Raw genomic sequence first — 24913 nt, forward strand, 5'->3', positions numbered from 1 at the left:
GATTTAATCTTTTGTTTTTACAATTTCATAAACAAATTCAGTGCTAAATCCATCAATTGGACCACTGACCGAACTGCCGCTACTGCCGCGGGTTTTGGTATAAGTTTGCCCTATAAAACCTTCAAGCGGGTCTTTTGTGCCACGAGTTCCAGAATCTGCACCTCTAGATTGTACCGTTGGTCTAAAATTAATCGGTGAGGTGGTTGCAAAGCCCTTTAAAATCAAAGTTTCATAAGGATCTCCAAAAGTATAAATACAATTATTGAAAGTCATTGTCTTTCCTGCAGGAATAAGACGTTCATTATCATTAAGTGGGCACTTGTCATTTGGCATAAATGGAGCAATTTCCCCTTTTGAGTTGATTTCTATTATACTAAAATACAATGGTCGATCACTTTTGTTGGTGACTTGCAAAATAACTCCATCGGTAGTCGTATTCACCTGGAATTTTCCAGCTTCGTTAATAAAGGCGCCTCCTTCTAACATTGTAATTTCTTCAGTATACTCATCTACTTTTGCTGGTAATAATTTGAATTCAAATTCATAATCCAAATTATCCAATTTTAGTTTTTTGAGATAGCTTCCTTGAGCATAGTTAAAAATAGCCTCCGTTACCGATTGAGAGCTATAATCGTTATCTGCCTGCGATTGTTTATAGATTTGATTACCACCGTTTTTGGTGATAATAGAAAGTTCAGAATTGGTATTAACTTCTTCAATAATTAAATCGGCCTGAGTCGAATCTTTTACAATTTCTCCTAATTTGTTTTCTTCCAAAAACTGGCTAACGTTGTCCTTGACACCTTTTGATTTTAAAGATTTGTCGAAGTAAATATTTATAGACAAATCACCGTAAGCGGCTTGGTCTATAAATACCCAAAATTCCTTTTCGTTTGTTGAGGGTAGGGGTGTATCGAGTTTTATAATAGATTCATTAAACGTTGCTCTGGTAATAGTACCCTTAGAAATCACATCTGCCGATTCAACATTGGTAGTACCTGCAGGTAAAATACTAACCGTTGTACCATCGAATAAGCGTTGCAGTTTTCCTGCGTTTATTTTTACGATGTCTGCTCGCGGGACTTGTGAAACTTCAAAGTAAGGTTGCTGTTTTACATATTCACCTTTAAATAGTTTATAATCGGCATCACCTTCAATGGTTGGATTTTGTTTGGGCGAAATCACATTCATATTAGCAGCAATGGCTGAGAATAATTTTCGATAAGTGAAGTCACTTCCCAATTCATTCATTGCTTTTGAGAAAGCAAAGCTTAGTGAGCCATAACCTTCGTACTCATAATTTAATTCATTGGCAGATGCACCAGAAAGCATTACAAAGGATGAAGCATCTGTGTTAACTTTAACATTTTCAACTAGTCCACTACCATGTGTATCCTTGTCTGATGTTGGCGTCCAATTAGGTGGTGCAAAAGTACCTTCTCCACCACGAGCTTTTCCACCACGAGTCGATGAACCAGAATGGCAACTGTCCAAAAGCATTAATAGCTGACCGTCCTTTCCTAGAGTGTTTCTGAAATTTGCAATAATGTTTCCCAATTCGTCATCACGAATATGGTTTTCACCTTTATAGTTAGAAGTGTAGCGCACCAATGCATCGTAAGGCACAATTGCCTCGTCTTTACCATCGATTTCATCTCCGTTGTTGTCAAAAATTTGTTGACCATGACCTGAATAATGAATTACGACAATATCTCCTTTATTCAATTTGGCTTGTAAAGCTTCAATAGCGCTTAAAATACCTATTCTTGTAGCTTGCTCGTTTAAAAGAACAGTTATGTTTTCAGATTTAAAATTTTGATTTAATAAGGCATCTTGAATAATAGATACATCATTGGCCGAACTTATGGAAGACCAACCTGTCCTTGCAGGATAGTCGCCAACAGCAATGATTAAACCATATTTTTCTGCCGCAGCAGTGAGACTAAATGTTAGAGCAAGCGTCAGTAGGATAATACGTTTCATGAGGTGTTATTTTTTTAATTTAAATCGAATAAACTGAAGGAAATACCAAAGTAATATCCAAAATCATAGACATTTTTGGTAAAACTGTCCACATCGTTAAACGAAGTGTTATCGCCAACTTCAAAGCCATTGGTCAATTTTTTTACAGGACCGTAAGCAACTCCGCCAGACAAAGCCAATCTACTTTTGCTGCCAAAAAACAGGGAAGGGCCAAAAAGAAAATTGATGCCATTTACGCTATCGTTTCCGGAAATGGGAATAGACAGCCCAAAACTTCCGCCAACGTTAAAGTTCTCACCCATATAAGGATAAAAATTAATCATGGTACTTAGGTTGGGCACAAAGAAATCATTTTCGTCTGCTCCAATGACTCCGTCTTCATCAATAAAGTAATCGTTGGATTTAGACCCAAAATTATTCAACGTCATGGCCACGCTTGTGTTAATTTTAAAACCACCTTTTGAAAACATTTTAATATTTCTGGTTTTTAAGGTGTTTTGTGAACCGTCGTTTTCCAATTCGTTTGAAAAATCGCTTTGTACAAATTTTAATTCAATATTCACCTTGTCGGCAGACAGCTCATAGTCATAGGTCTGTTCAAAATTTGATGCTTCTAAAATTGTATATAACGAGCGTAACTCTTCTAAATTAGATAAACTTTGATTGGTAGATTGGTTAAGGTTGGCCATTAACCGTTGTAAATCGCCAAGTGCCATATTTCTTGAAACCAATTGGCCACGTGAAAGCTCTTGGTCGGTGATATTGGTACTCTCAATTTCATTAGACATTGTTTTGAGATTGCCCTCTAATTGCGACCGGCTTTCTTTTATGGATTTTTCGACCTTTGCCAGATAGACATAAAAATTATCTTGAGCACTCGGCAAGCGCACGTCTTGTTCTGCATCTGCAGTTTCCATTAAATTCTGAAGAATGGTTTCCTTATCTAAATTTGGATTAAGCAAGTTAGAAACCAATGTAGTTTTTAAAGCTGAAACATTGGTAATTGTATTGTTCAAATCTTGAAAATTACTTGTTGCGGAAGCGCTTCCTCTAGTGCCAGCTTCAGATTGAAACATATCGGATTCTGGTAAATTTGAGGTGTTTAAATCTATGTTATCTCCTGAAAACGAATTGATGCCACCCAGTAGAGAACTAAAGTTGAAACCCTGTCCGGAAGAAATTAAATCTTCTTCCTTGACATCTGTTTGTACCTGAACTGCAAAGGGATTTACATTTTGAAGCTTGAGTTCAACAAGACTGTTTCTTTTCAGTTTTGGATTTTCGAGCGTGTCTACGACTTTATTGTTTTTGTCCAGTTTCAGGTAATTTACCTTTTCTGTTTTATAGTCATAAACAATACGATAACGCTCTTGTGCAGTTGCCACAATTCCGAAAAATAAGAATCCAAAGAGGCTTAAGGTTTTAAGTTTAATATGGTAATTTTTTTTCATGATTGTAAATTTGAGTTGATAGCATTTATTTTTTTACCTTCCAGTAAATATCACTTTCATTCTTAATAATTAATAGTCTTTTTCTATTTAGTGCGCGCTGTCCTGTTTGTATAATATCAAACATATCAGAAATAATAGAAGTGGTATCCGCAAAATAAGAATGGCTTAAAAAACTAGTATCAATACCAGTTGCATCAATGGTCTCAACTCCATTGAGCAGTACCATTTTTTCACCTGCATCGCCAGCTCTTGGATTACCGTGCAATAATTTTGAAGCTTTTAAAGCCAAATCATCTGAGGATACATAAAGTGTAATTGGTTTTTTGGTTTTAGATACCATTTGTGGAGCAATTTCGTTTTTAAAAACATCAGCATCGATATCTGGCGCGGCAAGAATGATTTCTTTTATTTTTGATCTTAGATAAGGTTTGTCATTCATAACTTCCACAATAGCTCTTGTTAAACCTCTGTTGCCCATACTGTGAGCTACTAGATAAATATCCTCAGCACCTGATTTTGAGAGGTAGTCTTCTAAAAAGACTCTCATGTTTTTTCTGGACCATTCTATGTTTTCTTCGTCTGTTCCATATCTAAATGTTGAAGCTTGCGAAGGCCAACTGTAAAAAACGGCTTTACCATCAAATTTTAAATCATAAGAGATTTGAGCTGTTCTCTTTGCAGCCTCACTAAAGGAGGTATTGTAGCCATGAACAAAAAGAAAGGTGCTTTTCTTTTTAGATTTCTTGATGTCAGAAGCCAATTTGTTAAAGAATTCACCTTTGTCCAATAGGTTGATATCTTGGAGCATTACATGTTTTGAAGGGTCTTCGGAAAATTCAAATTTCCAAATAGATGGACTTTCGATTTCTCCAACTCTGTGGTCGTGTGGTATGCTGACCTCCACGATGCCATATTTTAAGGCGGAACGTTCAACGCCAAAAGCGTCGTTGAGGTCAGAAGATTTGGTATAATTTCTATCGGTTCCAAAATATATGGGCAATTTTACATAGTCCGGATTTTTTCTTTCGCCTCTGCTTTTTTCTTCTTTTTTGTCATTTGCATTTATAAGCTCAATAAAAGCTTTGCAAATGCTGTAGTTTTGTTCTTGTGCAACACCATTGATTAGATAGGTAATTTTAATGGTTAAATCACCTTGTTTTTTAAAACCGTTGTTGGAAAGCAGCCAGAATTTAAAATTGAAGAGGTTAAAACGTTCTATTGAGTTGAATTCTTCAGCTTTATAACCAGATTCAACTTGAATTTTTAAATTATCTAAAACAGTAGATTCCGATAATTTTTTCAGTTTAAACTTGTCGAAATCACTTTTGTTTGTGACACAAGAGTCACGTTTTGCATAAGCTTCATTTTCAAAGATGACGTATTCATTGTTCTGTGCAAAAAGGTTTGTCGAAACCATAAATAAGCACAGAAATAAAATCTGAAAACAGATTTTTGATTTGGTCTGTAAAGATTTTTGAAAAGGAAGCATAATGTTTTGTTTTGAGGTTAAACGACTCTTTTTTTAGTCAAACTATAATCTTCCCTTTCTAGCATTTTTTAGATACTTAGCTAAATCTTTATGGCCTGCTTTTTTAGCTATTTTTTCAGGATAATTTTTATCATTGTTTTTGTCACCAGCACCAACTCCTTTTTCAACAAACAACTTAGCCATGGTCTTGTTGCCTTTTTTGGCGGCAAGATGCAGCAAGTTATCGCCAGATTTTGTTTTTATTTTGGCATCCGCACCATGATACAATAGCAATTCGGCCATGTTTGTTTTGTTCTTGATTACGGCATTTTGTAGTGCAGTGTTGGTTGAATTTAACCCAGCATCTGCCAATACATTATTTTCCAAAAGTATTTTAAGCGCATCGCCATTGTTATTACTCATCGTAAGATCAATAAAATGTCGTCCTTCATCATCAGAAATTTCATTAGACGTATGTCTTAGAATGTCGGCTAATACTTCATTGCTTTTGTGTTTAATGGCTAGTGGCTCGAGTCTTCCTTTTTCCTTGGTATATTTATGATTGAATATCCAATTGTAAATGCTCCAAGACTTGAACCTATCCATTAAATTATTTTTAATGGCATATTCCATATTTTCATAAACGGCCATGATCAAAGCATTCGAGGGCACAGAAGTAATTTTATGTGCTTGGCAGCCCGCTGTAAAGGCAACACTGTTCCATTGCACCGTTTTTACACAGTCGCAATCTTCATCGTATTTGTAGTCGCCAGTATATGATCCATCAGAATATTCTACGGCACCTCTCACCAAAATGCCTTCAATAAAACCATTTTGGTCAAAAACTGGTCCGCCAGAATTACCAGGAAATGAATCGATATTGCTTTTAAACCAATTGTTTGGTGATGTGTCTACCACGACAGCATTTGTAGAAAATTTTAAGGGCAAACCCGTTGGGCTGCCTATCGTATTGATGGCTCCATTTTTTAAAACTCCTCCGCTGGTCCTAAAACGATAAGGTGCTCTCTCTGATGCTCTTGTTAGTTTTAAAACTGCATAATCATCTTTAGATTCATCATCTAATTTGGAAGCGATAATACTTTCGACCTCATAAATGTTTTTAGGATCAAATTTGAGGTACATTCCGTCTATAAATTTAGATTCGCTTGTATAATCAAAAACCCATACGTAACTATTAGCATCTTCCATTGAGTTGATGCAATGGCCAGCAGTAACCATCATATCGGGTGCTATTAAAAATCCTGTGCACGATCCGATAGCTGGTTGGTCTAGGTATTTAACATTGTCATCAAATTTATCTGTTCCAAATTGTGATTTTAATCGATCGCTAAGAGACCAACCGTAAACTTCGTCACCATAGATTTTATCTTTTGGTATCATCACTGCGGTGGCTCTTACAAAATCCTCGTAGCCGTGGGCATCTTTAACTTCTTTACGATCGTCTGCACCGAAGACGCCTCTAGAGACTTTTGTGCCAGGTTCGGCAAAAGGATATTCAATTTCCTTGTCTTGTGCAGTAACGGAATAACTAAATATTCCTAATAGCAATAATAGATAGTTTATTTTCATGTTGAGTGTTAATTAATAGCGAGTTAAAGTTATTCATTTTTATGATTTTAACAAGTAATGTGCCAAAATGATAAAATTATTTCTGCTATTTTAATCTTTATATGAAAAATTATCAAGAGGATTAATAGGCTAGATTATGGTGTTCTGTTAGCCATTAAGGCTAATCAAGCGCATTTTTTGTCACATAAACACGCCAACCGACAATAGCCTTTTGAAAATTGGAAGCCTTGCTAAGGTCTAGTTGTTTTTTTGTGTAAGAAGGGAGAAGGGCCTTATTGATTTTGGCTAAAGCTTTAAAAAATGCTTTTTTCATTTGCCTTAAGTTAAACAATAGGCTTTTTTGCCTAATGCTGGTTACATACAAAAATAGTAAAAGTTACGAGTAAAGTTGTGATGTAAAAAAAATCTATACCTAGAGGTCGAAAATTGGATAAAAAACAATCCCGCTATTTTAGCGGGAATTTAATTGTATCGATTTTTTGATTGATTTTAAGCTATTGAAAAGATTGTATCAATAATTAGTTGTACTAATGTCATCATAGTTTTCTGGTTTTAAAAGGTTAATATAATTCTCAGTTTTTTGATTGAGTTTTCAATATATAGGCTTAGCCATTTATTCTCCAAGAAAATTTATAGATTTCAGCGAATCTGCATTTAAATTCATAACTAAAATGATAGATTATATTTCGGTATAATATAAACTTCCTATACTAATGTTTTAAATTAATATTAATATTTAAAATTTTGTTTCAATATGAAATTATTCAAGAGGGTTTTTGTATGTTTTTTTTAAACGTAGGGGCAATTCGTCATAAAAGTGACCATTTTTAGATAATCCGTTGTCAAATAAAAAAAATACACCTTTAAAAATTATAACAGAGGCTGTGTTGATTATAGTATCACTTTTATATTTTTAAGTTTAACTGATTTTATAAACTTATCTTTGAAAAAAAATTAGAAAATGAAAAAGAATTTTACCCTAATCTTATTCTTAGTTGTTTCAATTTCATCTTTTTCGCAAGTACTTGTTATTAATGAATTGGACTGCGACAATGTAAGCGCGGAACTTGAAGAAATTGTTGAAATAAAATCCCAGACACCAAATTTTCCAACCGATGGCTATATTATAGTCTTTTTTAATGGATCCGAAAATGGTGGAGATTCTAGTTATTATCTGGTAGATTTAGATGGATTTCAGACGGATAATAATGGTTTGTTGGTAATTGGAGGCGAAGGCGTATCTCCGTATCCACAAATTACAATTCCTAATAATATTATCCAAAATGGAGCAGATGCTGTGGCTATTTATCAGGCATCTCCAGATGATTTTCCTGAAGGCACGGTTGCCACTATTACTAATTTGGTAGATGTTTTAATATATGATACAAACGATGCTGACGATACAACGTTAATAGATATATTTAATGATGATCCCAATTTTATGGACATTCAACAAATTAGTGAAGGTTCCGGAGATAATCCAAATTCCATTCAACGAAACAATGATGGGACTTATTTTGTGGATACACCAACTCCAAGACGTCTTAATGATGGTTCGGGAATACCTATAAATCCAATTACAATAAGTGTTTTGGAAGATGAATATAATGAAGGCGATTCCTTTGAAATTACTTTTGTCGCAGAATCCAACGTGGCTTCAGACGTAAATTTCACTATAAGTTTAAATCGCTTTGGGTTTAATACAGCGGATTATACAGGTAATGTTAATCTTACTATACCAAATGGTCAAAACACGATAAGCACCACCATTACTTTGCTAGATGACGCAGAGTCTGAAGGTGAAGAGGTACTGAACATTCGATTTTTGGATTTAGAAGAGCCTATAGTTGCATCTAACAACAATATCAAAATTAGAGTGGTAGACAGTACTATTGAAACATCACCATGGGGAACACCTGTCAATCCAACATTTAACCAGGTTACAAGTTCGCAACCCAATAATTATTATGATAGTTTGGATGGTTTATCTGATGCAGATTTAAGAAATGCACTTCAGAATATAGTTGCAGATCCTAACATAGTAAGAGCGCATACTTATACGGATGTTATTGATATTCTGACAAATGCCGACGAGAACCCGGAAAATAACAGCGAGGTTTGGTTGGTATATTTAGAAAAAGGGCGTTCTAAATTAGATAGGCAGACTGGTTCAGTGCTAGAGGGTAAGTGGAGTAGGGAACATACATTTCCACAGGACCGAGCCGGATATTTTGGTATTGAAGAAGATCAAATCGGCGATGGAATAGATGTATTTTGGGATACAGAAGCAGATTCGCTTCGACATGGATTTTCAGATGCTCATGCATTAAGAGTTGTAGATGCAAGAGAAAATAGTAGTCGTAATAAAAAGCATTACGGACCACCAAGTTTAGGAGGCTATGCTGGTCCAATTGATGATACAACAATGGAGCTTGATACGGAGGGAAGTTTTTATGGTGATGTTGCCAGAAGTGTACTTTATTTGGAAATAAGATACAATGGTTTGCAAATTGTAGATGGTTACCCTGAAGTCGATGGACAACTAGGTGATTTAGCCACACTGCTCGATTGGCATAGAAATGACCCTCCGGACGATTTTGAAATGAACCGAAATAACGTCATTTACGAGTGGCAACGGAACCGCAACCCGTTTATAGATCAGCCTTTGTTGGTAGAATATATTTGGGGTAATAATGTTGGCGATACTTGGATGCAATCTTTAAGTATAGAAGATGAAACTCTATCTGAGATAACAATTTACCCGAATCCAACTTCGGGCAGAATATACATCAGAGGGTTGAAAAGTGAAAATACTGCAGAATTATTTTCAATCGATGGTAAACTTTTAAAGCGCTACAATGCGGTTGAAGATTACCTGGACTTGGATTTAACTACCGGCATTTATTTACTAAAGCTCAATAATGGAAATGGCTCGGCGGTTAAGAAGATTGTAATTAACTAAAATAATATGTTTGTTAAAAATTAAAAGCCAAACTAAGTTTTAGTTTGGCTTTTGTTGGGTTAATCTTCTGACATAATTTTTTGCATCTCTGGACTACTGGTTCTAATGATTAGATTTCCATTTGCTACTCCAAATTCAATGGTGGCAATACCATCATCGTTTTTGTAAGTTGAAATTGTTTCCTTTCCATTTTTGTCTGTAAGAGCAATTTTTATCCTAGTAATTTCATTTAAATTGTTTCTTTTTACTTTTGAATATTTAACATTAATACCTATTTTTTTTAATTCCGCTTTTTGATGGTCTAAAACAAAATCTTCACTTTTTTTTGTGATATAGACTAATGTTCCATTTTTGGAAGGATTTTCTTCGTCTACATAAGATGAGCTCACAGACATTGACCAAGGTCCATCAGATTTTTTAGTATCTGATTTGGTGGTCCATGTATTATCTTTTTTAAGATCAATTACAACTACGCCATTTTTACCTTTTGCACCATATTTGTTTATAGCTTCTTCTCCTTTAATAACATGGATTTGGTGAATTGCGTTTGGTTCAATATCCTTAATATGTTCTTTTTCGATAGCCTTTCCGTTTATGATATAAACAGGATCATCAGATATGGTTCTGATTTTTATGATTGTATTTTCGTTTATTCCTGGCTCATGTAACGTCTGGTGCTCAGTTATTATTTTTACTGGTTTATTACTTTCATAATAAATGTTGGATTTTAATTTGGTAAGTTTTTTAATTTCAGCGGAATCTAAAGTGTTGTAATAAATTGTATCGTGATTTTTTATTTTATTCTTAATTCTATCTATTACAATAGTACGTTGATCGTTATACTGTTTGGCTTGAGTTGAATCAACAGCATATGCCTTATTATTCTCATTTCTAAAAATGAAAGTTTTAGGTTTAGATACGGATTTGTGGTTCAAACTGTCAACAATAATTTCTTCAACAATAATTATTTCTTCATCTTCGAGCCCACCAACTCCAAAACTGTTTTTGTCCATTTTGAAATAAAATGGTTTTATAGGTTCTGAGCCCGAAATTCCATAGTTGGCAGAATTACCATTGGAGCTAAAATCAACACTAATGTCCGTAATTTCGTTTTTATTATTTCGCTTCAATTGCTTAATAGTCATATTGACATCGTTGGATTTTAGTTCTTCTTTGATGTCGTCCAGCTCTTTATCGGTCATGTCTTTGTTAAAGGTGACTTCAATATATTTTTGATCGGTCTTTTTTGTCTCAAGTGGAGTAATTATTTGTTGTACGTTGTTTTTTAAAATAACCTTACTAGCTCTTTCTACCAAAGCATCTATACTTTCTTGATGATTTGTATCATCATCAAAATGCAATGTCGCTGCATTGATTCTGCCAACATATCCGCCACCTCTACCAAAAAATTCTTTATAGATAATAAATGAATCAATTGGTTGTCCGAAATCACCACCATAACTATGGTCGTTAAGTTTTACTAAAATTCCTGTAAGTTCATTGTTACTGTTTCTTTTAATTTGGCTAAAAACTAGACTTCCTCCCTTGGACTCAACAAGGTCAGACATTTTCTTTAGTTCGGCATCTGTGGTAAGTTTTGAAACCACAAAATCAATTGTGCTTTCTATTGAATTGATTGGGTTCGATTCTGCTTCGACATAAACTTTTTCTGTGTTCATACTAATTAAAAGTCCTGCCAACAAAGGCAAAATAAGTAAGTAGCGCCACTGCTTTTTTTGTTGTGATTTTGATTTTTGTAACATAACGATTCGTTCTTTGATTAATGAATTATATAAATTATTTGAAAGTGGGATATTCTGGTTGCCCACACTTGTCTTTAATAATAAATGCTGATATTCCTTTTCGGAATTTGAGATGTGTTGTGTTTTGGCATCAGCTATATACTCTAGGTTTTGACGAATTTCTTTTCGGTATAACCATATGAGTGGGTTAATCCAAAAGACAATACAGGTCAGTTGGGACAGTATAATATCAATAGAATGCAATTGATTTACGTGAACCTTTTCATGAGTGAGGATCAGATCTAATTCATCTTTATTGTAAGTATCTGGGTTGTAGACAATCCATTTAAAAAAAGAAAATGGAGAGATGCTATTCTTAACCGTTACGTAGGTGTAAAATCCATCTTTGTTCTTGGGGTTTTTTACTAGTAAAAGGATAAGAGAGCCAAATTGGAATAAAAACTGAATAAGAAAAAAGGTCAGTCCTATACCATAAATAATGGAGGCGAGGGTGAGCCAATCAAATGGCTCTTTGACAACTGCATTTGAATTTGTTATTGGTCCGGTATCCTGTATAGTATAAAATAATTCCTGTGTTGGAGCAGGTTCGACTATAATTTCTATAGGTATAATTACCATCGGAAAAATTAAGGATATTACAATACCAGTAAGCAAGAACAAGCGGTTATGCTGAAAAAACGTTTCTCTTTTTAAGAGTAAAAAGAAACAAATGTAGAAGAGTGCGACTACGGCAGATGCTTTAATTAAATAGTCCATATCATTTCTTTTTTTCAATGAGTTGGATAATTTCTTTGAGCTCATCGACACTAATTTTTTCTTCCTTTGCGAAAAAAGACACCACATTCTTATAAGAGCTATTAAAATAATTTTCAATAGCGGTATTCATAAATTTGGTTTTGTAATCTTCTTTAGAGACAATAGGGTAGTATTGATGCGTTTTGCCATAGGCATTATAGCTCACATAACCTTTATCTTCCAAATTTCTAATTATTGTTGAAAGCGTGTTGTAATGGGGCTTATCCTCTTTAATTTCCGCTAGCACGTCCTTAACGAAAGCCTTTTCAAGCTTCCATAGAATATGCATTATTTCTTCTTCTTTGTTTGTTAGTTTTTGCATTTGTAATTTTATTTTGTTGAAGTCTTTATCAGTTCGTCAAGTTTATTGTCTAATTCCTTACCTCTTAGATTTCTTGCCACGATGATTCCGTTTTCGTCTATTAAAAAACTGTCTGGTATGCCATTGATGCCATAAATTAATGATGCATTATCGGCCTTGCTTAGTTCACTCACATGAGTCCAAGGCAGTTGATCCTTTTCAATAGCCTTGAGCCAATTCTTTTTATCTGTGTCTTGGGATACGGCAAAAATTTCAAACCCTAAATTGTTGTATTTTTTATAGGTTTTAACGAGGTTTGGATTTTCTTTTCTGCAAGGTGCACAATTTGAACCCCAAAATTCCAGAAGTGTTATTTTGCCCAGATGGTCAGAAAGTGAGATCTCTTTGCCAGCTGTATTATTCATTGAGAAATCAACATATTCTTCACCAATTTTAGGATTTTTATTTAAATGAATGTATTTGGCAATGTCTTGGCCATACGTTGTGTTTTTATTCTGTGCAGATAAATTATTGAATAGCTCTTCTGATTTCTTTTTGCCCCAAGTTGTGTTGTATACCGAAAGCAAGTAAGCGCTGTGTATACTATTTGGGTTTTTAATTATAAACTCTTGATATAGTTTGTGTCGCTTAGATCTAGGAATACTATTAAGCTCTGAATTCAATTTTTGGCTTAATCTTTCAGTTTCTGAGCCTGTAACCATTGCATTTTTAAAGTCAGTAGATCTAGCGTCAAAAATCATTTTATTCTGTTCCAGCCATAAATACCTGTATTGAGAAAAGTCTTTGGTGTGTATGATCGCTTGAGTTATTGAGTCAGATAATTTCGTGTTTAACTTAAATTTATTATCCATCACTTTTACAGAATCAATAATCTTTCTGTCTTCAATATCTTCTAGATACAGTATGGTATTATCATTCAAGTTTGATGTATTGCCAATTAAAGAAAATGAGCGCGCATTTTCATCATCGCAAGCGATAAAAATCAGTAAACAAACGATAGTAATAAGCTTTTTCATAAAAAAATTGAAGGAATATCAAACATACAACTATTTTCATAGTTATAAAACTAAAATAGTAGTTATTTAACGGAAATTATAGTTTTTACTAAATTTTGAAACTAAACCTTATCTTCGCAAAACATTATAATTGATTAAAGTTTATGAGTGTTTTTCTTGTTATTGCTGGTTTGGCATTATTAGTAGTGGGTGGTGATTTTTTGGTTAGGGCCTCTGTCGGTTTGTCGTTTAAATTTAAGATTTCAAAATTAGTAATAGGTATGACTGTGGTGTCTTTTGCAACTTCTGCGCCTGAATTGTTGGTGAGTTTGCAGGCGGCCTTAGATGGAGTCTCCGATATAACTTTAGGTAACGTAATAGGGTCGAATATTGCCAACATCGGTTTGGTTCTGGGCATCACGGCAATTATTTCGCCTTTAGTAGTTGATGGCGAATTTTATAAGCTCAATTGGCCAATGATGATGCTAATTTCCTTCGCGCTTTATTATTTTTTAAAGAACGATCAAGTGCTAACCCAGCTGGAGGGTTTGATTATGTTGGTTGCCCTTATTATTTTTCTTTTCGTTCTAATTAGGAATTCCAGAAAACTAACAAAATCTAATATAGAGGAAGTTGATGAAGCCTTGGCACAAGTTTCAAATTTTAAAATTGTAGCTTGGTTGATGATTGGAGCAGCTGGACTCTATTTTGGGTCAGAATGGTTGGTTGAAGGGGCAAAACAATTGGCATTGTCTGTAGGAATAAGCGATTATGCTATTTCTGTTACTGTTATTGCAATTGGGACAAGTGTGCCCGAACTTGCAGCTTCGGTTATAGCGGCACTGAAAAGAGAAAAAGCGATTTCGTTAGGAAACCTTATAGGTTCTAATATATTTAATATCGCTTCAGTCCTTGGGCTAACGGCCATGATAAAGCCTATAGTGGTTAATCCGGATACTCCAGAGATACTCTCAACAAATATTTTTTGGATGATTGCATTTGCAGCTGTTTTGATTCCACTGGTTATAATTCCAAAACGATTTGTCATCGGAAGATATAAAGGTATGTTGCTCTTTGGTGCTTATCTGGTATTTATATACTTAACGTTAAAATAAAAAAGCTCCGATAATTATCGGAGCTCTATTTCTATTCTATTATAAATTGATTAAGAAGTAATGTTCGCACTTTTAACAGTCTTAACAATTCTTCCGGCAATTTTATAAGGATCGCCATTAGAAGCTGGCCTTCTATCTTCTAGCCAGCCTTTCCAGCCTTTTTCTACAGTAATAATTGGAATTCGTATAGAAGCACCTCTATCAGAAACGCCATAGCTAAAGTCATTGATTGAGGCAGTTTCGTGATCACCAGTTAAGCGTTGATCGTTAAATTCACCATAAACTTCAATATGTTGTTTTACAACTGGTCTGAATGCCTCACATATTTTTTCGTATACTTCTTTGCTGCCACAAGTTCTCAATGTTGTATTAGAGAAATTGGCATGCATTCCAGAACCATTCCAATCCATATCTTTACCTAATGGTTTTGGGTGATATTCAATGTAGTAACCATATTTTTCAGTTAAACGATCCAATAGATAGCGCGCTACCCAAATTTCGTCACCAGCTCTTTTGGCACCTTTTGCAAACAATTGAAACTCCCATTGTCCAGAAGCCACCTCTTGGTTGATGCCTTCAAAATTCAAGCCGGCGTCAATACATAAATCAGCATGCTCTTCTACTAAATCTCTTCCATGAGTATTTTTTCCGCCAACAGAACAGTAATACATTCCCTGTGGAGCAGGATAACCACCAACAGGGAATCCTAAAGGCAATTGTGTTTTTCTGTCCATTATAAAATATTCTTGTTCAAAACCGAACCAAAAATCGTTGTCCTCATCTTCAATTGTAGCTCTACCATTAGAAACGTGTGGTGTGCCATCTGCGTTTAAAACCTCGGTCATTACAAGGTAACCATTTCTCCTTGCTGGATCTGGATAGATTGCAACAGGCTTAAGTAAACAGTCAGATGAACCGCCTGATGCTTGCTTTGTTGAGCTCCCGTCAAAAGACCATACAGGGCAGTCTTCTAATTTACCACTAAAATCATCTTCGACTTTAGTTTTGCTTCTCATGTTTTGGGTAGGGAAATAGCCGTCTAGCCATATGTACTCCAATTTTGATTTACTCATTGTTTTGGATTTAAAAATTTAGCACTGCAAATATTGTCTTTTTTTTCAAACGGTCAAAAAAAATAGGGTATTTTAGACAAAAGGTTATTAATTATTGTTAATAACCCTATTTTTTTAAGGGGTGGCCTTGATATTTTTTAATTATTCGTATTTTTGCCACAAATAATTAAGATATGTCAACATTGAGATTTCATGCAATTAAAGAATCCTTATCTAGGACACCGATTAAGGTTAAAGAGCTAAAACGTAGATCAGAAGTATTTGGATCTAACGTATTTAACGAAACCGCTATGCGCCAATACTTAACGAAAGACGCCTTAACTGGTGTGATGGAAGCGATTATAAAAGGTTCAAAAATCGATAGATTAGTAGCTGACCACATATCGACCGGAATGAAGGAATGGGCTATTAATAAAGGAGCTACCCATTATACGCATTGGTTCCAGCCATTAACAGGCGCCACCGCAGAAAAGCATGACGCTTTTTTTGAAACTATTGGTAATGGTTTGTCCATCGAAAAATTTGGTGGGAATCAACTAGTGCAGCAAGAACCGGATGCTTCCAGTTTTCCGCATGGAGGAATAAGAAATACCTTCGAAGCAAGAGGGTATACTGCATGGGACCCAACGTCTCCGGCCTTTATTTATGGCACAACCCTGTGCATACCAACAGTTTTTGTTGCATACACGGGTGAAGCATTAGACTATAAAACACCTCTTTTACGAGCGCTCCAAGCTGTAGATAATGCAGCGGTAGATGTTTGTAAATATTTTGATAAAAACGTTAAGAAGGTTAACGCATCTTTAGGTTGGGAACAAGAATATTTCCTGATAGACAATGCTTTAGCTTCTGCTCGTCCTGATATTGTTTTAACAGGTAGAACTTTGCTTGGGCATTCGCCGGCAAAGGGTCAACAGCTAGATGATCATTATTTTGGGACGATACCCAACAGAGCTATGTCCTATATGAGGGATTTAGAGAATGAATGCATGTTGCTTGGTATTCCTGTTAAAACTAGACATAATGAAGTTGCACCAAATCAGTTTGAATTGGCGCCAATTTTTGAGGAAGCCAATTTGGCCGTTGATCACAACTCCTTATTAATGGATGTGATGCACAAAGTTGCCGAACGTCATAATTTTAAGGTCTTAATGCACGAAAAACCGTTTGCAGGCGTCAATGGATCTGGCAAGCACAACAATTGGAGTTTAAGTACGGACACAGGAATCAATTTGTTGTCGCCAGGAAAGACACCGATGAGTAATCTTCAATTTTTAACGTTTTTTATAAATACTATTAAGGCGGTTCAAACTTATGAGGAATTGCTAAGGGCTGCAATCGCGTCGGCAAGTAATGATCATCGTTTAGGCGCAAATGAAGCACCTCCTGCCATTATTTCGGTTTTTATTGGCGCGCAACTCACTAAAGTATTAGAAGAGCTGGAAACAGTTACCAAAGGAAAATTATCTCCACAAGAAAAAACTGATTTGAAACTGAATGTTGTTGGTAAGATTCCAGAAATATTGTTAGACAACACAGATAGAAACAGAACTTCGCCATTTGCTTTTACGGGTAACAAATTTGAGTTTAGAGCAGTGGGCTCTAAGGCTAATTGTGCCAATCCGATGACTGTTCTAAATACTATAGTAGCAAAACAGCTAATTGATTTTAAAGCTGAGGTGGATGCTTTGTTAGAGAAAAAATCGATGAAGAAGGACGATGCTATTTTTAATGTATTAAGAGAATATATCAAATCTTCGAAAGAAATTTTGTTTGAAGGTAATGGTTATAGCGAAGAGTGGGAAAAGGAGGCCAAAAAACGTGGTTTAAGTAACAACAAAACTACGCCCGAAGCATTGAAGGTTAAAATATCGAAACCAGCAATACAATTGTTTGGGGATTTGGGTGTGATGAACAAAGTAGAGGTAGAGGCACGATATGAAATTGAGATGGATGAGTACATTCTTCATATTCAAATTGAAAGTCGTGTATTGGGAGATATAGCTAGAAACCATGTTGTGCCGACTGCAGTGCGTTATCAAAATATTTTAATAGAGAACGTAAAAGGGCTAAAATCAATTTATGGAGATCAGTTTAGAGATTTGGCAAAAGAGCAATTAGCTCTAATAGAAGAAATTTCAGGGCACATAGAAGCCATTAATTCTTTAGTGACCAAAATGACAGATGCTCGTAGATCGCTCAATAAAGAAAACAATATCGAAAAGAAAGCTGGTGGTTATTGTAAGAATGTAAAGATGTTATTTGATGATATTAGATACCATTGCGATAAATTAGAGCTTATGATTGATGATGAACTTTGGCCTTTGACTAAGTATCGGGAATTGTTATTTACAAAGTGATGATTCTAATAATTAAATTTTTAACTCTATTGTGTTAATTTTATGTATGTTAAATCATACGTGTATATACGTACGCCTTGGACCTTGAAAGGGCTATTTTATGTCGTTTGTCGATGACATTTAACGAGTTGTCGAAAAGGTGTTGAAATAGTGTTAAAAAAAGGGCTTTGAGCATTCGAACAATGAGATTATCCCTTATCTTTGAAGGGCTATTAATCAATACTTGTAAAAATGAAGAAGTTACTACTTAGTGTAGCGATACTTGTTGGTGCAACGTTAATATTGTCTCAGGAAAACTCTGATGAGATTAACAAAGTTTCAACAGATGATGTTGTGAATGTACAAACAAAGCTACAATTAGATTCTTAATATTAATTAAGACATTAAAGATAAGCCGTTAAAGGCTGTTTAATTAGAGATAAAATCATAATAATGGTTTTATCTTTTTTTTTTGTCGAAAATGTTCATTTCTAAAGTACTATGGCAATTATTTTGGTATATTGGTGCGCTTCAATTAATTTTCTTTAAAATTTTATCCCAATAAAATGGTTTATAGATATAAAAAATATCTGTCAATTTTCATCTTTTCTGTAGTGTTTACAACTATATATGCACAAGAGCAGACAGAACAAAAAAGTGCAGAAGATTTTGAAAAACTTTCATTCTTTGATTATCGTGGTACAAATGCCTTGGATGTAGCAATTGGTACCGCAACAATTATTGGTGGTGATGTGCCAAGTCCAGATTATGGAACATTTTTTAGGATAGGTTATAAAAGAAGTATCGTGGAAAATCTCTCCATAGGGTTATTATTCAATAAATATACACTTCCGTTTAACAACATAGAAATAGATCTTGTCTCTATAGACCTTGGGTTAGAATTTATGGTTCTTCCATTCGATGATTTCTCCCCTTTTGTATATGGCGGATTTGGTTATAATGCCACGGATGATTGGGAAGCAAATACCGTCAAAGTTCAGGGTGGAATTGGATTTGAGTATATAATCACTAATGGAATTGGTCTCAAACTATTCGCTGAATACAACAACAGTTTCGAAGATCAAGAGCAATTCTTAATTTTTGATGACAACGACGACAGTTTTTTAAGGCTTGGTTTAGGGGTTAATATTTATTTTGGTGGCGAAAAAGAAAGAGAAGAACGTCTAAAGAATATTCCAACCTATATTAAATCCAAACCAATATTGTTTGATAATTGATCACAATCCTTACTTTTGCATTACCAAAACCAAACTTGTAAATGAGTAATTCGGTTAGCAAAAGATACGCGCAACGAGGTGTTTCAGCTTCAAAGGAAGATGTTCACAACGCAATAAAGAATATTGACAAAGGGTTATTTCCTAAAGCATTCTGCAAAATAGTACCCGATTACCTTACTAACGATGAGGAATACTGCTTGATCATGCATGCCGATGGAGCTGGTACAAAATCTTCTTTAGCTTATATGTACTGGAAAGAAACTGGAGATATTTCTGTTTGGAAAGGTATCGCACAAGATGCACTTATCATGAATATCGATGATTTGTTATGCGTTGGTGCTACAGATAATATCATGTTATCTTCAACTATTGGTAGAAATAAAAACTTAATTCCCGGTGAAGTTATCTCGGCTATTATAAATGGTACAGAGGAACTTATAAACGATTTAAAATCTTTTGGTGTGACCGTCCATTCTACTGGAGGTGAAACGGCCGACGTTGGCGATTTAGTGCGTACAATAATTGTAGACTCAACAGTTACAGCACGCATGAAGCGTAGTAATGTTATAGATAATGCTAATATTGTTGAAGGTGATGTGATCGTCGGTCTGGAATCTTTCGGTCAAGCAACTTACGAAACCGAATACAATGGCGGTATGGGAAGTAATGGACTCACTTCTGCAAGACACGATGTGTTTTCGAAATATTTAGCAAAAAAATATCCTGAAAGTTTTGATGCAGCTGTCCCTGATGATTTGGTGTACTCAGGTCAGGTGAAACTTACTGATAATGTTGAGAATTCACCCATTGATGCTGGGAAGTTAGTATTATCTCCGACACGAACTTATGCGCCAATTATCAAATCTATCTTAAATAAGTACAAAAGTGATTCTGTACACGGAATGGTACATTGCAGTGGTGGTGCGCAGACAAAAATTTTACATTTTATAGACCGCCTTCATATTGTAAAAGATAATATGTTTTCAGTTCCTCCGTTATTCAAACTTATACAAGAACAATCAAAAACCGATTGGAAAGAGATGTATCAAGTTTTTAATTGTGGTCATCGCATGGAGCTTTATGTAACACCAGAAATTGCGGAGGATATCATCTCCATTTCAAAATCGTTTAATGTCGATGCTAAGATTATAGGCAGGGTTAAAGCTTCAGACAAAAAACAGCTTACAATAAAAAGCGAGTACGGCACTTTTTCCTATTAAAATTTTTATTTCAGTATGCACAAATATCTTAGATACGCCATCATCGTATGTGTTGCGTTTATGTCTAATTTGATTATAGCACAACCAGATTCATTATATTTTCAAAAGGAAAAAGTTGAAGAAATTCAATTAGGTTGGCGCACTAAAAAAGAAGCTGGTTTATATCTTAACCAGGTATCATTTACCAATTGGAATGCAGGTGGTACAAATTCCATTTCTGGTATAATTTCGGCAAAAGGCTCTGCTAAATACAAACAGTCCAATTGGTTTTGGAATTCCAATATCAATTTGCGTTATGGGTTAAATAAACAAGAGGGAAGGGATACACGTAAAACAGAAGATGTAATTGAAATTACATCTAACATAGGTCTCGAGAAAAACCCTCAGAGTAATTGGTTCTATTCTGCTAGATTTAGTTTTAATACACAGTTTGCCAACGGTTTTAATTATCCAAATAGGGATGAAGCCATATCCAAATTTATGGCACCTGGATATATGTTTTTTGGTTTGGGTATGGAATATGGTAGGCATATTGACGAAATGTCTTTTTACGCATCACCGTTTACATTTAAGACAACCTTTGTTCTGGACGATGATTTGGCCAATCGTGGCGCTTTTGGTGTGCAACCTGCGATTTATGATTTAGAAGGAAATATTCTAAGAGAAGGAAAAAAAGTAAGACAGGAACTGGGAATTTTATTGACACATCAAGTAGAGGGAGAATTATTCGAAAATATAAAGGCGAGCAGCCTTTTGCGTCTTTACACGGATTATATTAATAATTTTGGTAATATCGATGTGGATTGGGAATTAAACATTGATATGAAAGTCAATAAATATGTTAGAGCCACCTTAGGCTCACATTTGCGCTATGATAATGATATCAAGTCAGAAGTCGAAACCAATGATATGACCAATGAGGAAATTATCATTGAAGGTCCAAAATTGCAATGGAAACAAATTCTTGGTGTAGGAGTTGTTGTGGATTTGGATAGTTTGATCAACGTCAATACAAGTCCTTGAAACCACATAAATATATAGTGAAAGCCACTATTTTATGAAACTATTATAAGTTATCTTAACTGTATATAAATGTATTATTCTAGTTAATAGTGATTTATATTCAGATATTTTAGATTTTTTTCGATAAAAACTCTAAATACTCGTTCATTAACTTTTTTATTCTATTTAATATCTCGTGATTTGTATTATCTTTATATACAACCTTTTGGATTACGATAGGAAGAAACTTATTTAGTCAACTTAGCGGATTTTTAAATCTCATTGACTTTTCTTTAGCTTAGTTCCAAGAATAATTAACATTATATGAAAACTCTTTCTCTTAGATTCTTAATGCTTTTTTTTATCATTTCTTCCATTTCTTTTTCTCAAGAGAAAAAGGAGTTTGATAATAGTAAAACAAAAACAGTATCAGAGATTTTTGAATATAAAGAAGGGGTGTCTGACTATTTGCAAATTTCACAGATTGAGAATTTAAGCACGAGAAATGATTTGTCTAACGGTCAGACCAATAGAAATGTAGCTATAATTCAGCAAGTTGGATTTGGAAATAATGCTTTAACTAATACGATTTCTGCTTCTAGCAACATTAATTACCTGCAAGTTGGCGCTAAAAATTTTATCAATAGTCAAAACATAGTTGCTAATACCAATGAAAAGGTATTGCAGACGGGCATAAACAATTCACTTATCAATTTTTCATTCGGAAATGTAAGCACATCAAATCTTGACGTTATTCAGGTAGGAAATAATCTGAAATTTGAAAAATTTGGTTCTAATGCCCAGACCAACGCATTAAAATTTAGAATGACAGGTAAAAATCAAACCTTGTTTGTAAGAAGTTTCTAAAAAAAATCTAAAAATTTGTTTCCAAAAAAAATAATACCAGTTATTCTTTGCTTTTTGTCTTCTTTAGTTTCTCTAGGACAGATAACTAATAAAGAAGTAGTTGCTAAAATTAAAACAGAAAAGATTTTAGATTTAATAACTGTTACAAGTAATGTAGAGAGTAAGACTCAGGTTATAAAAAGCTTGAAATATGTCATGTATGTCTACAAAAAAAATCCTGACAATTCAAATGTTTCTAAGAATGAACAGTCTGGAAGAATTGTTCTTAATCCAAATGAAAATAAGGAGCTTTCTAAAACTACAATAAATCAGAATTCTAAAGATAAAGTTACAGTTCTACTTTTGGTATATGATTCAGAAGACAAATTGGTAGCCAAGGACAGGTTAGTTGTGCTTAACGATGATGAGTCTGGCGAAAAAGTGATAAAGGTAGAAAATGTGGCATCAGAAGATGAATTTGTTGGATTTAGAGGTATAGTAATTGAAGAAACAAAGACAAAACCTGGAAGGGATTTTTATATAGAATTTTACTCTAATTATCGCTTAAAAGGAATAAATGGAAGTAAAATTGTAAAGATTACTGAACAGTTTAGTTTTGGTCGTAATACAATTATGGAGATATTTGTAGACAATGAAATCGTTTATAGATTTTTTGTACAACCCACAAAAGATTTCATAAAAAAACAATCTGACCAAGCCATTGTTGCAGTGACGAGAAAACTCATTGCCTTAGAAAAACAAAAAAATCAAATTAGACAATATTAATTTCAACTATTCATGAAAAAAATCCTTATCTGTTTCTGTGTCATTTCTTTCTTTGGCACCACAAAATTATTTTCACAACAATTGGTTTATACTCCTATTAGTCCTTTTTTTGGCGGTGATACTTTTAATTATCAGTTTATATTACAAAGTGCGCAAGCCCAAAATTCTTTTACCGCAGATAACGATGATCGTTTTTCCCAGCAGAGTGATCTAGAGAGGTTTACCGAGAATCTTAATAACCAGTTACTAAGTCAAATTTCTAGAACTCTTTTTACTCAGCAGTTCGGTGCTAATGGCGAATTAAGGCCTGGCACATTTACTTTTGGCACATTGTCACTAGAAATATTTGAAACAGCTGAAGGCTTGGTAATTGATATTTTGGATACCAGTAACGGAGACCAAACTCAGATTATAATTCCTAATTAGAGGTAATAAAAAAACGTTCAATTTTCCCCTTATCTAATATGAAAAATTTTAAAGGAGTAGCTTTTTTGTTAATAATGATGCTCTTGTCTAGTTGTGGCACTTTCTTTAACCAACCTGTAAGTGAAGAAAAAGCCCGTCTAGGTGAAAGCACTAGAGTTAGCAAGATATTATCTCAATTACCCGAGCCAGATCAAAAGGTAGTGGTAGGTGTTTATAATTTTAGAGATCAAACGGGCCAATTTAAACCCACAGAGAATGGTAGTACTTTTAGTACTGCAGTTACTCAAGGTTCTACGGCCATTTTACTTAAGGCATTAGAAGATTCAAAATGGTTTATTCCAACAGAAAGAGAAAACCTTAATAATTTACTAAACGAGCGGCAGATTATTATATCTACTAGGCAAGAATATGCTCAGGTAAATGGCACAACTCCAGAGCGTTTGAGACCACTCTTATTTGCGGGAATTTTATTGGAAGGCGGTATTGTATCCTACGATACAAATATTGTTACCGGTGGCATTGGTGCTAGATACTTTGGCATTGGAGGTTCTACAAAATACAGACAGGACAGAGTAACTATATATCTGAGAGCAGTTTCAACTTCCACTGGTGAAATATTAAAAACAGTATATGTTTCTAAAACAATATTGTCTCAAGCTTTAGATGCTAATTACTTTAGGTTTGTTAGTTTTCAAAGACTATTAGAGGCCGAGACGGGTTTTACGCGTAATGAACCGATACAATTAGCGGTAACTGAGGCAGTAGAAAAAGCAGTACATTCTTTAATCATTGAGGGTATCTCAGATAATCTTTGGAGTCCAAACGCAGATAGTAAAGAAGAAGCTGAAGAATTAGTGGAAAGTTATTATGAAGAGAAAAAAGTCGCCGATGATACAAAGTTATATGACAGACTTTATAGAAGGCGACGCGCAAAAAATGTTTTAAATAATAGTATTGGTATTGCAGCAATAGATGGAGATTTACCCAATTCTACAATTAACATTTTTGGTAGGATTGGTTATAAGCGTTTTTTGGGTCCCTATTTAAATCTAAATTTTTCACTTAATCAATTTAAATTGGAAAATGAGGAAATTTTTGAAGAGACCTTTACTTCGGTTGACCTCAATGCCGAATTTGTTATTTTACCGTTCGATAATTTAACTCCGTTTATATATTCTGGTGTTGGATTTAACGGTCAAAATGGATTAACAGATACAGATTTAAAGTTTCAATATGGAGCTGGACTTGAATATTTGGTATCAAAAACTATAGGTCTAAACATTTTTGCGGAACACAATGTGATGTTTAATGATGAACTTGATGGCGTTATTAATGGTAAGAGAGATGATTTCTATTATAGGGCAGGATTTGGAGTTAACTTTTATATAAGCTCATCAAGAGATAAAAAGAGAGAGGGTGAAAACTTAGAAGAAATAGATCAAGAGCTTGAGGCATTGAAAAATTCAGAAAGTAAAGATCAAAACAATCAATAAGTTTTAGAATTTTGTCTCACGAAATCTAAGCGATTAAAAATCTAAA

20 protein-coding genes are annotated in these 24913 nt (G+C 34.4%); 11 read left to right on the forward strand and 9 right to left on the reverse strand.

What is annotated here, in order from left to right:
- Positions 1-3 precede the first annotated feature (3 nt).
- From HM983_RS11535 to HM983_RS11555, 5 genes are all read right to left on the reverse strand, one after another.
- On the reverse strand, positions 4-1983 hold the full coding sequence (locus tag HM983_RS11535; RefSeq protein ID WP_179345589.1) for a caspase family protein: 1980 nt from the start codon (positions 1981-1983) through the stop codon (positions 4-6).
- Positions 1984-1997: 14 nt separating this feature from the next.
- A complete protein-coding gene (locus HM983_RS11540) occupies positions 1998-3434 on the reverse strand; it encodes a hypothetical protein (RefSeq protein ID WP_179345590.1) in 1437 nt (478 codons plus the stop codon).
- A gap of 25 nt (positions 3435-3459) precedes the next feature.
- Positions 3460-4923 carry an alpha/beta hydrolase gene (locus HM983_RS11545; RefSeq protein ID WP_179345591.1) on the reverse strand — a complete coding sequence of 488 codons (1464 nt, stop codon included), beginning with the start codon at positions 4921-4923 and terminating at the stop codon, positions 3460-3462.
- Positions 4924-4965: 42 nt separating this feature from the next.
- Positions 4966-6492 carry a trypsin-like peptidase domain-containing protein gene (locus HM983_RS11550; RefSeq protein WP_179345592.1) on the reverse strand — a complete coding sequence of 509 codons (1527 nt, stop codon included), beginning with the start codon at positions 6490-6492 and terminating at the stop codon, positions 4966-4968.
- A 160-nt stretch (positions 6493-6652) separates the two neighbouring features.
- The gene (locus HM983_RS11555) at positions 6653-6805 is read right to left on the reverse strand and encodes an SsrA-binding protein (RefSeq protein WP_179345593.1); all 153 of its coding nucleotides are present in this window, start codon (positions 6803-6805) and stop codon (positions 6653-6655) included.
- A gap of 648 nt (positions 6806-7453) precedes the next feature.
- Between HM983_RS11555 and HM983_RS11560 the strand changes: the two genes are divergently transcribed.
- Positions 7454-9454: an endonuclease gene (locus tag HM983_RS11560; protein ID WP_179345594.1), complete on the forward strand. Its 2001-nt coding sequence runs from the start codon at positions 7454-7456 to the stop codon at positions 9452-9454.
- Between the two features lie 59 nt (positions 9455-9513).
- Here HM983_RS11560 and HM983_RS11565 read toward each other — a convergent pair whose 3' ends face one another.
- The 3 genes from HM983_RS11565 to HM983_RS11575 are packed head-to-tail and all read right to left on the reverse strand — an operon-like array spanning position 9514 to position 13350.
- Entirely contained in the window at positions 9514-11973 is a 2460-nt protein-coding gene (locus HM983_RS11565) for a M56 family metallopeptidase (protein ID WP_179345595.1), read from the reverse strand.
- Position 11974: 1 nt separating this feature from the next.
- Entirely contained in the window at positions 11975-12334 is a 360-nt protein-coding gene (locus HM983_RS11570) for a BlaI/MecI/CopY family transcriptional regulator (protein WP_179345596.1), read from the reverse strand.
- Positions 12335-12342: 8 nt separating this feature from the next.
- Positions 12343-13350, reverse strand: a complete 1008-nt coding sequence (locus tag HM983_RS11575; protein ID WP_179345597.1) for an AhpC/TSA family protein — start codon at positions 13348-13350, stop codon at positions 12343-12345.
- 143 nt (positions 13351-13493) lie between these two features.
- Here HM983_RS11575 and HM983_RS11580 point away from each other — a divergent pair, with 143 nt between their 5' ends.
- Complete coding sequence (locus HM983_RS11580; RefSeq protein WP_179345598.1) at positions 13494-14444, forward strand: calcium/sodium antiporter; 951 nt, start codon at positions 13494-13496, stop codon at positions 14442-14444.
- Positions 14445-14494: 50 nt separating this feature from the next.
- Here the strand turns inward: HM983_RS11580 and HM983_RS11585 are convergent, their stop codons facing one another.
- Complete coding sequence (locus tag HM983_RS11585; protein ID WP_179345599.1) at positions 14495-15517, reverse strand: glutamine synthetase beta-grasp domain-containing protein; 1023 nt, start codon at positions 15515-15517, stop codon at positions 14495-14497.
- Positions 15518-15690: 173 nt separating this feature from the next.
- Here HM983_RS11585 and HM983_RS11590 point away from each other — a divergent pair, with 173 nt between their 5' ends.
- The 9 genes from HM983_RS11590 to HM983_RS11630 all read left to right on the forward strand — a co-directional run bounded on the left by HM983_RS11590 (position 15691) and on the right by HM983_RS11630 (position 24867).
- Positions 15691-17877: a glutamine synthetase III family protein gene (locus HM983_RS11590; protein WP_179345600.1), complete on the forward strand. Its 2187-nt coding sequence runs from the start codon at positions 15691-15693 to the stop codon at positions 17875-17877.
- Positions 17878-18108: 231 nt separating this feature from the next.
- Positions 18109-18246 (forward strand): hypothetical protein, encoded by a 138-nt coding sequence (locus HM983_RS11595; RefSeq protein ID WP_179345601.1) that lies wholly within the window; start codon positions 18109-18111, stop codon positions 18244-18246.
- Positions 18247-18470: 224 nt separating this feature from the next.
- Positions 18471-19094, forward strand: coding sequence for a Curli production assembly/transport component CsgG (locus HM983_RS11600; RefSeq protein WP_179345602.1), 624 nt, complete (start codon positions 18471-18473; stop codon positions 19092-19094).
- Between the two features lie 41 nt (positions 19095-19135).
- A complete protein-coding gene (locus tag HM983_RS11605) occupies positions 19136-20314 on the forward strand; it encodes an AIR synthase related protein (protein ID WP_179345603.1) in 1179 nt (392 codons plus the stop codon).
- Positions 20315-20329: 15 nt separating this feature from the next.
- Positions 20330-21337, forward strand: coding sequence for a DUF3078 domain-containing protein (locus HM983_RS11610; protein WP_179345604.1), 1008 nt, complete (start codon positions 20330-20332; stop codon positions 21335-21337).
- 303 nt (positions 21338-21640) lie between these two features.
- Positions 21641-22183 (forward strand): hypothetical protein, encoded by a 543-nt coding sequence (locus HM983_RS11615; RefSeq protein WP_179345605.1) that lies wholly within the window; start codon positions 21641-21643, stop codon positions 22181-22183.
- Between the two features lie 15 nt (positions 22184-22198).
- Positions 22199-22948 carry a CsgE family curli-type amyloid fiber assembly protein gene (locus tag HM983_RS11620; RefSeq protein ID WP_179345606.1) on the forward strand — a complete coding sequence of 250 codons (750 nt, stop codon included), beginning with the start codon at positions 22199-22201 and terminating at the stop codon, positions 22946-22948.
- A 12-nt stretch (positions 22949-22960) separates the two neighbouring features.
- On the forward strand, positions 22961-23374 hold the full coding sequence (locus tag HM983_RS11625) for a curli assembly protein CsgF (protein WP_179345607.1): 414 nt from the start codon (positions 22961-22963) through the stop codon (positions 23372-23374).
- 38 nt (positions 23375-23412) lie between these two features.
- On the forward strand, positions 23413-24867 hold the full coding sequence (locus HM983_RS11630) for a CsgG/HfaB family protein (protein WP_179345608.1): 1455 nt from the start codon (positions 23413-23415) through the stop codon (positions 24865-24867).
- The last annotated feature ends 46 nt before the right edge of the window (positions 24868-24913 follow it).

It is taken from the genome of Winogradskyella ursingii, from assembly GCF_013403975.1.
GTDB classification, from domain to species: Bacteria; Bacteroidota; Bacteroidia; order Flavobacteriales; family Flavobacteriaceae; genus Winogradskyella; species Winogradskyella ursingii.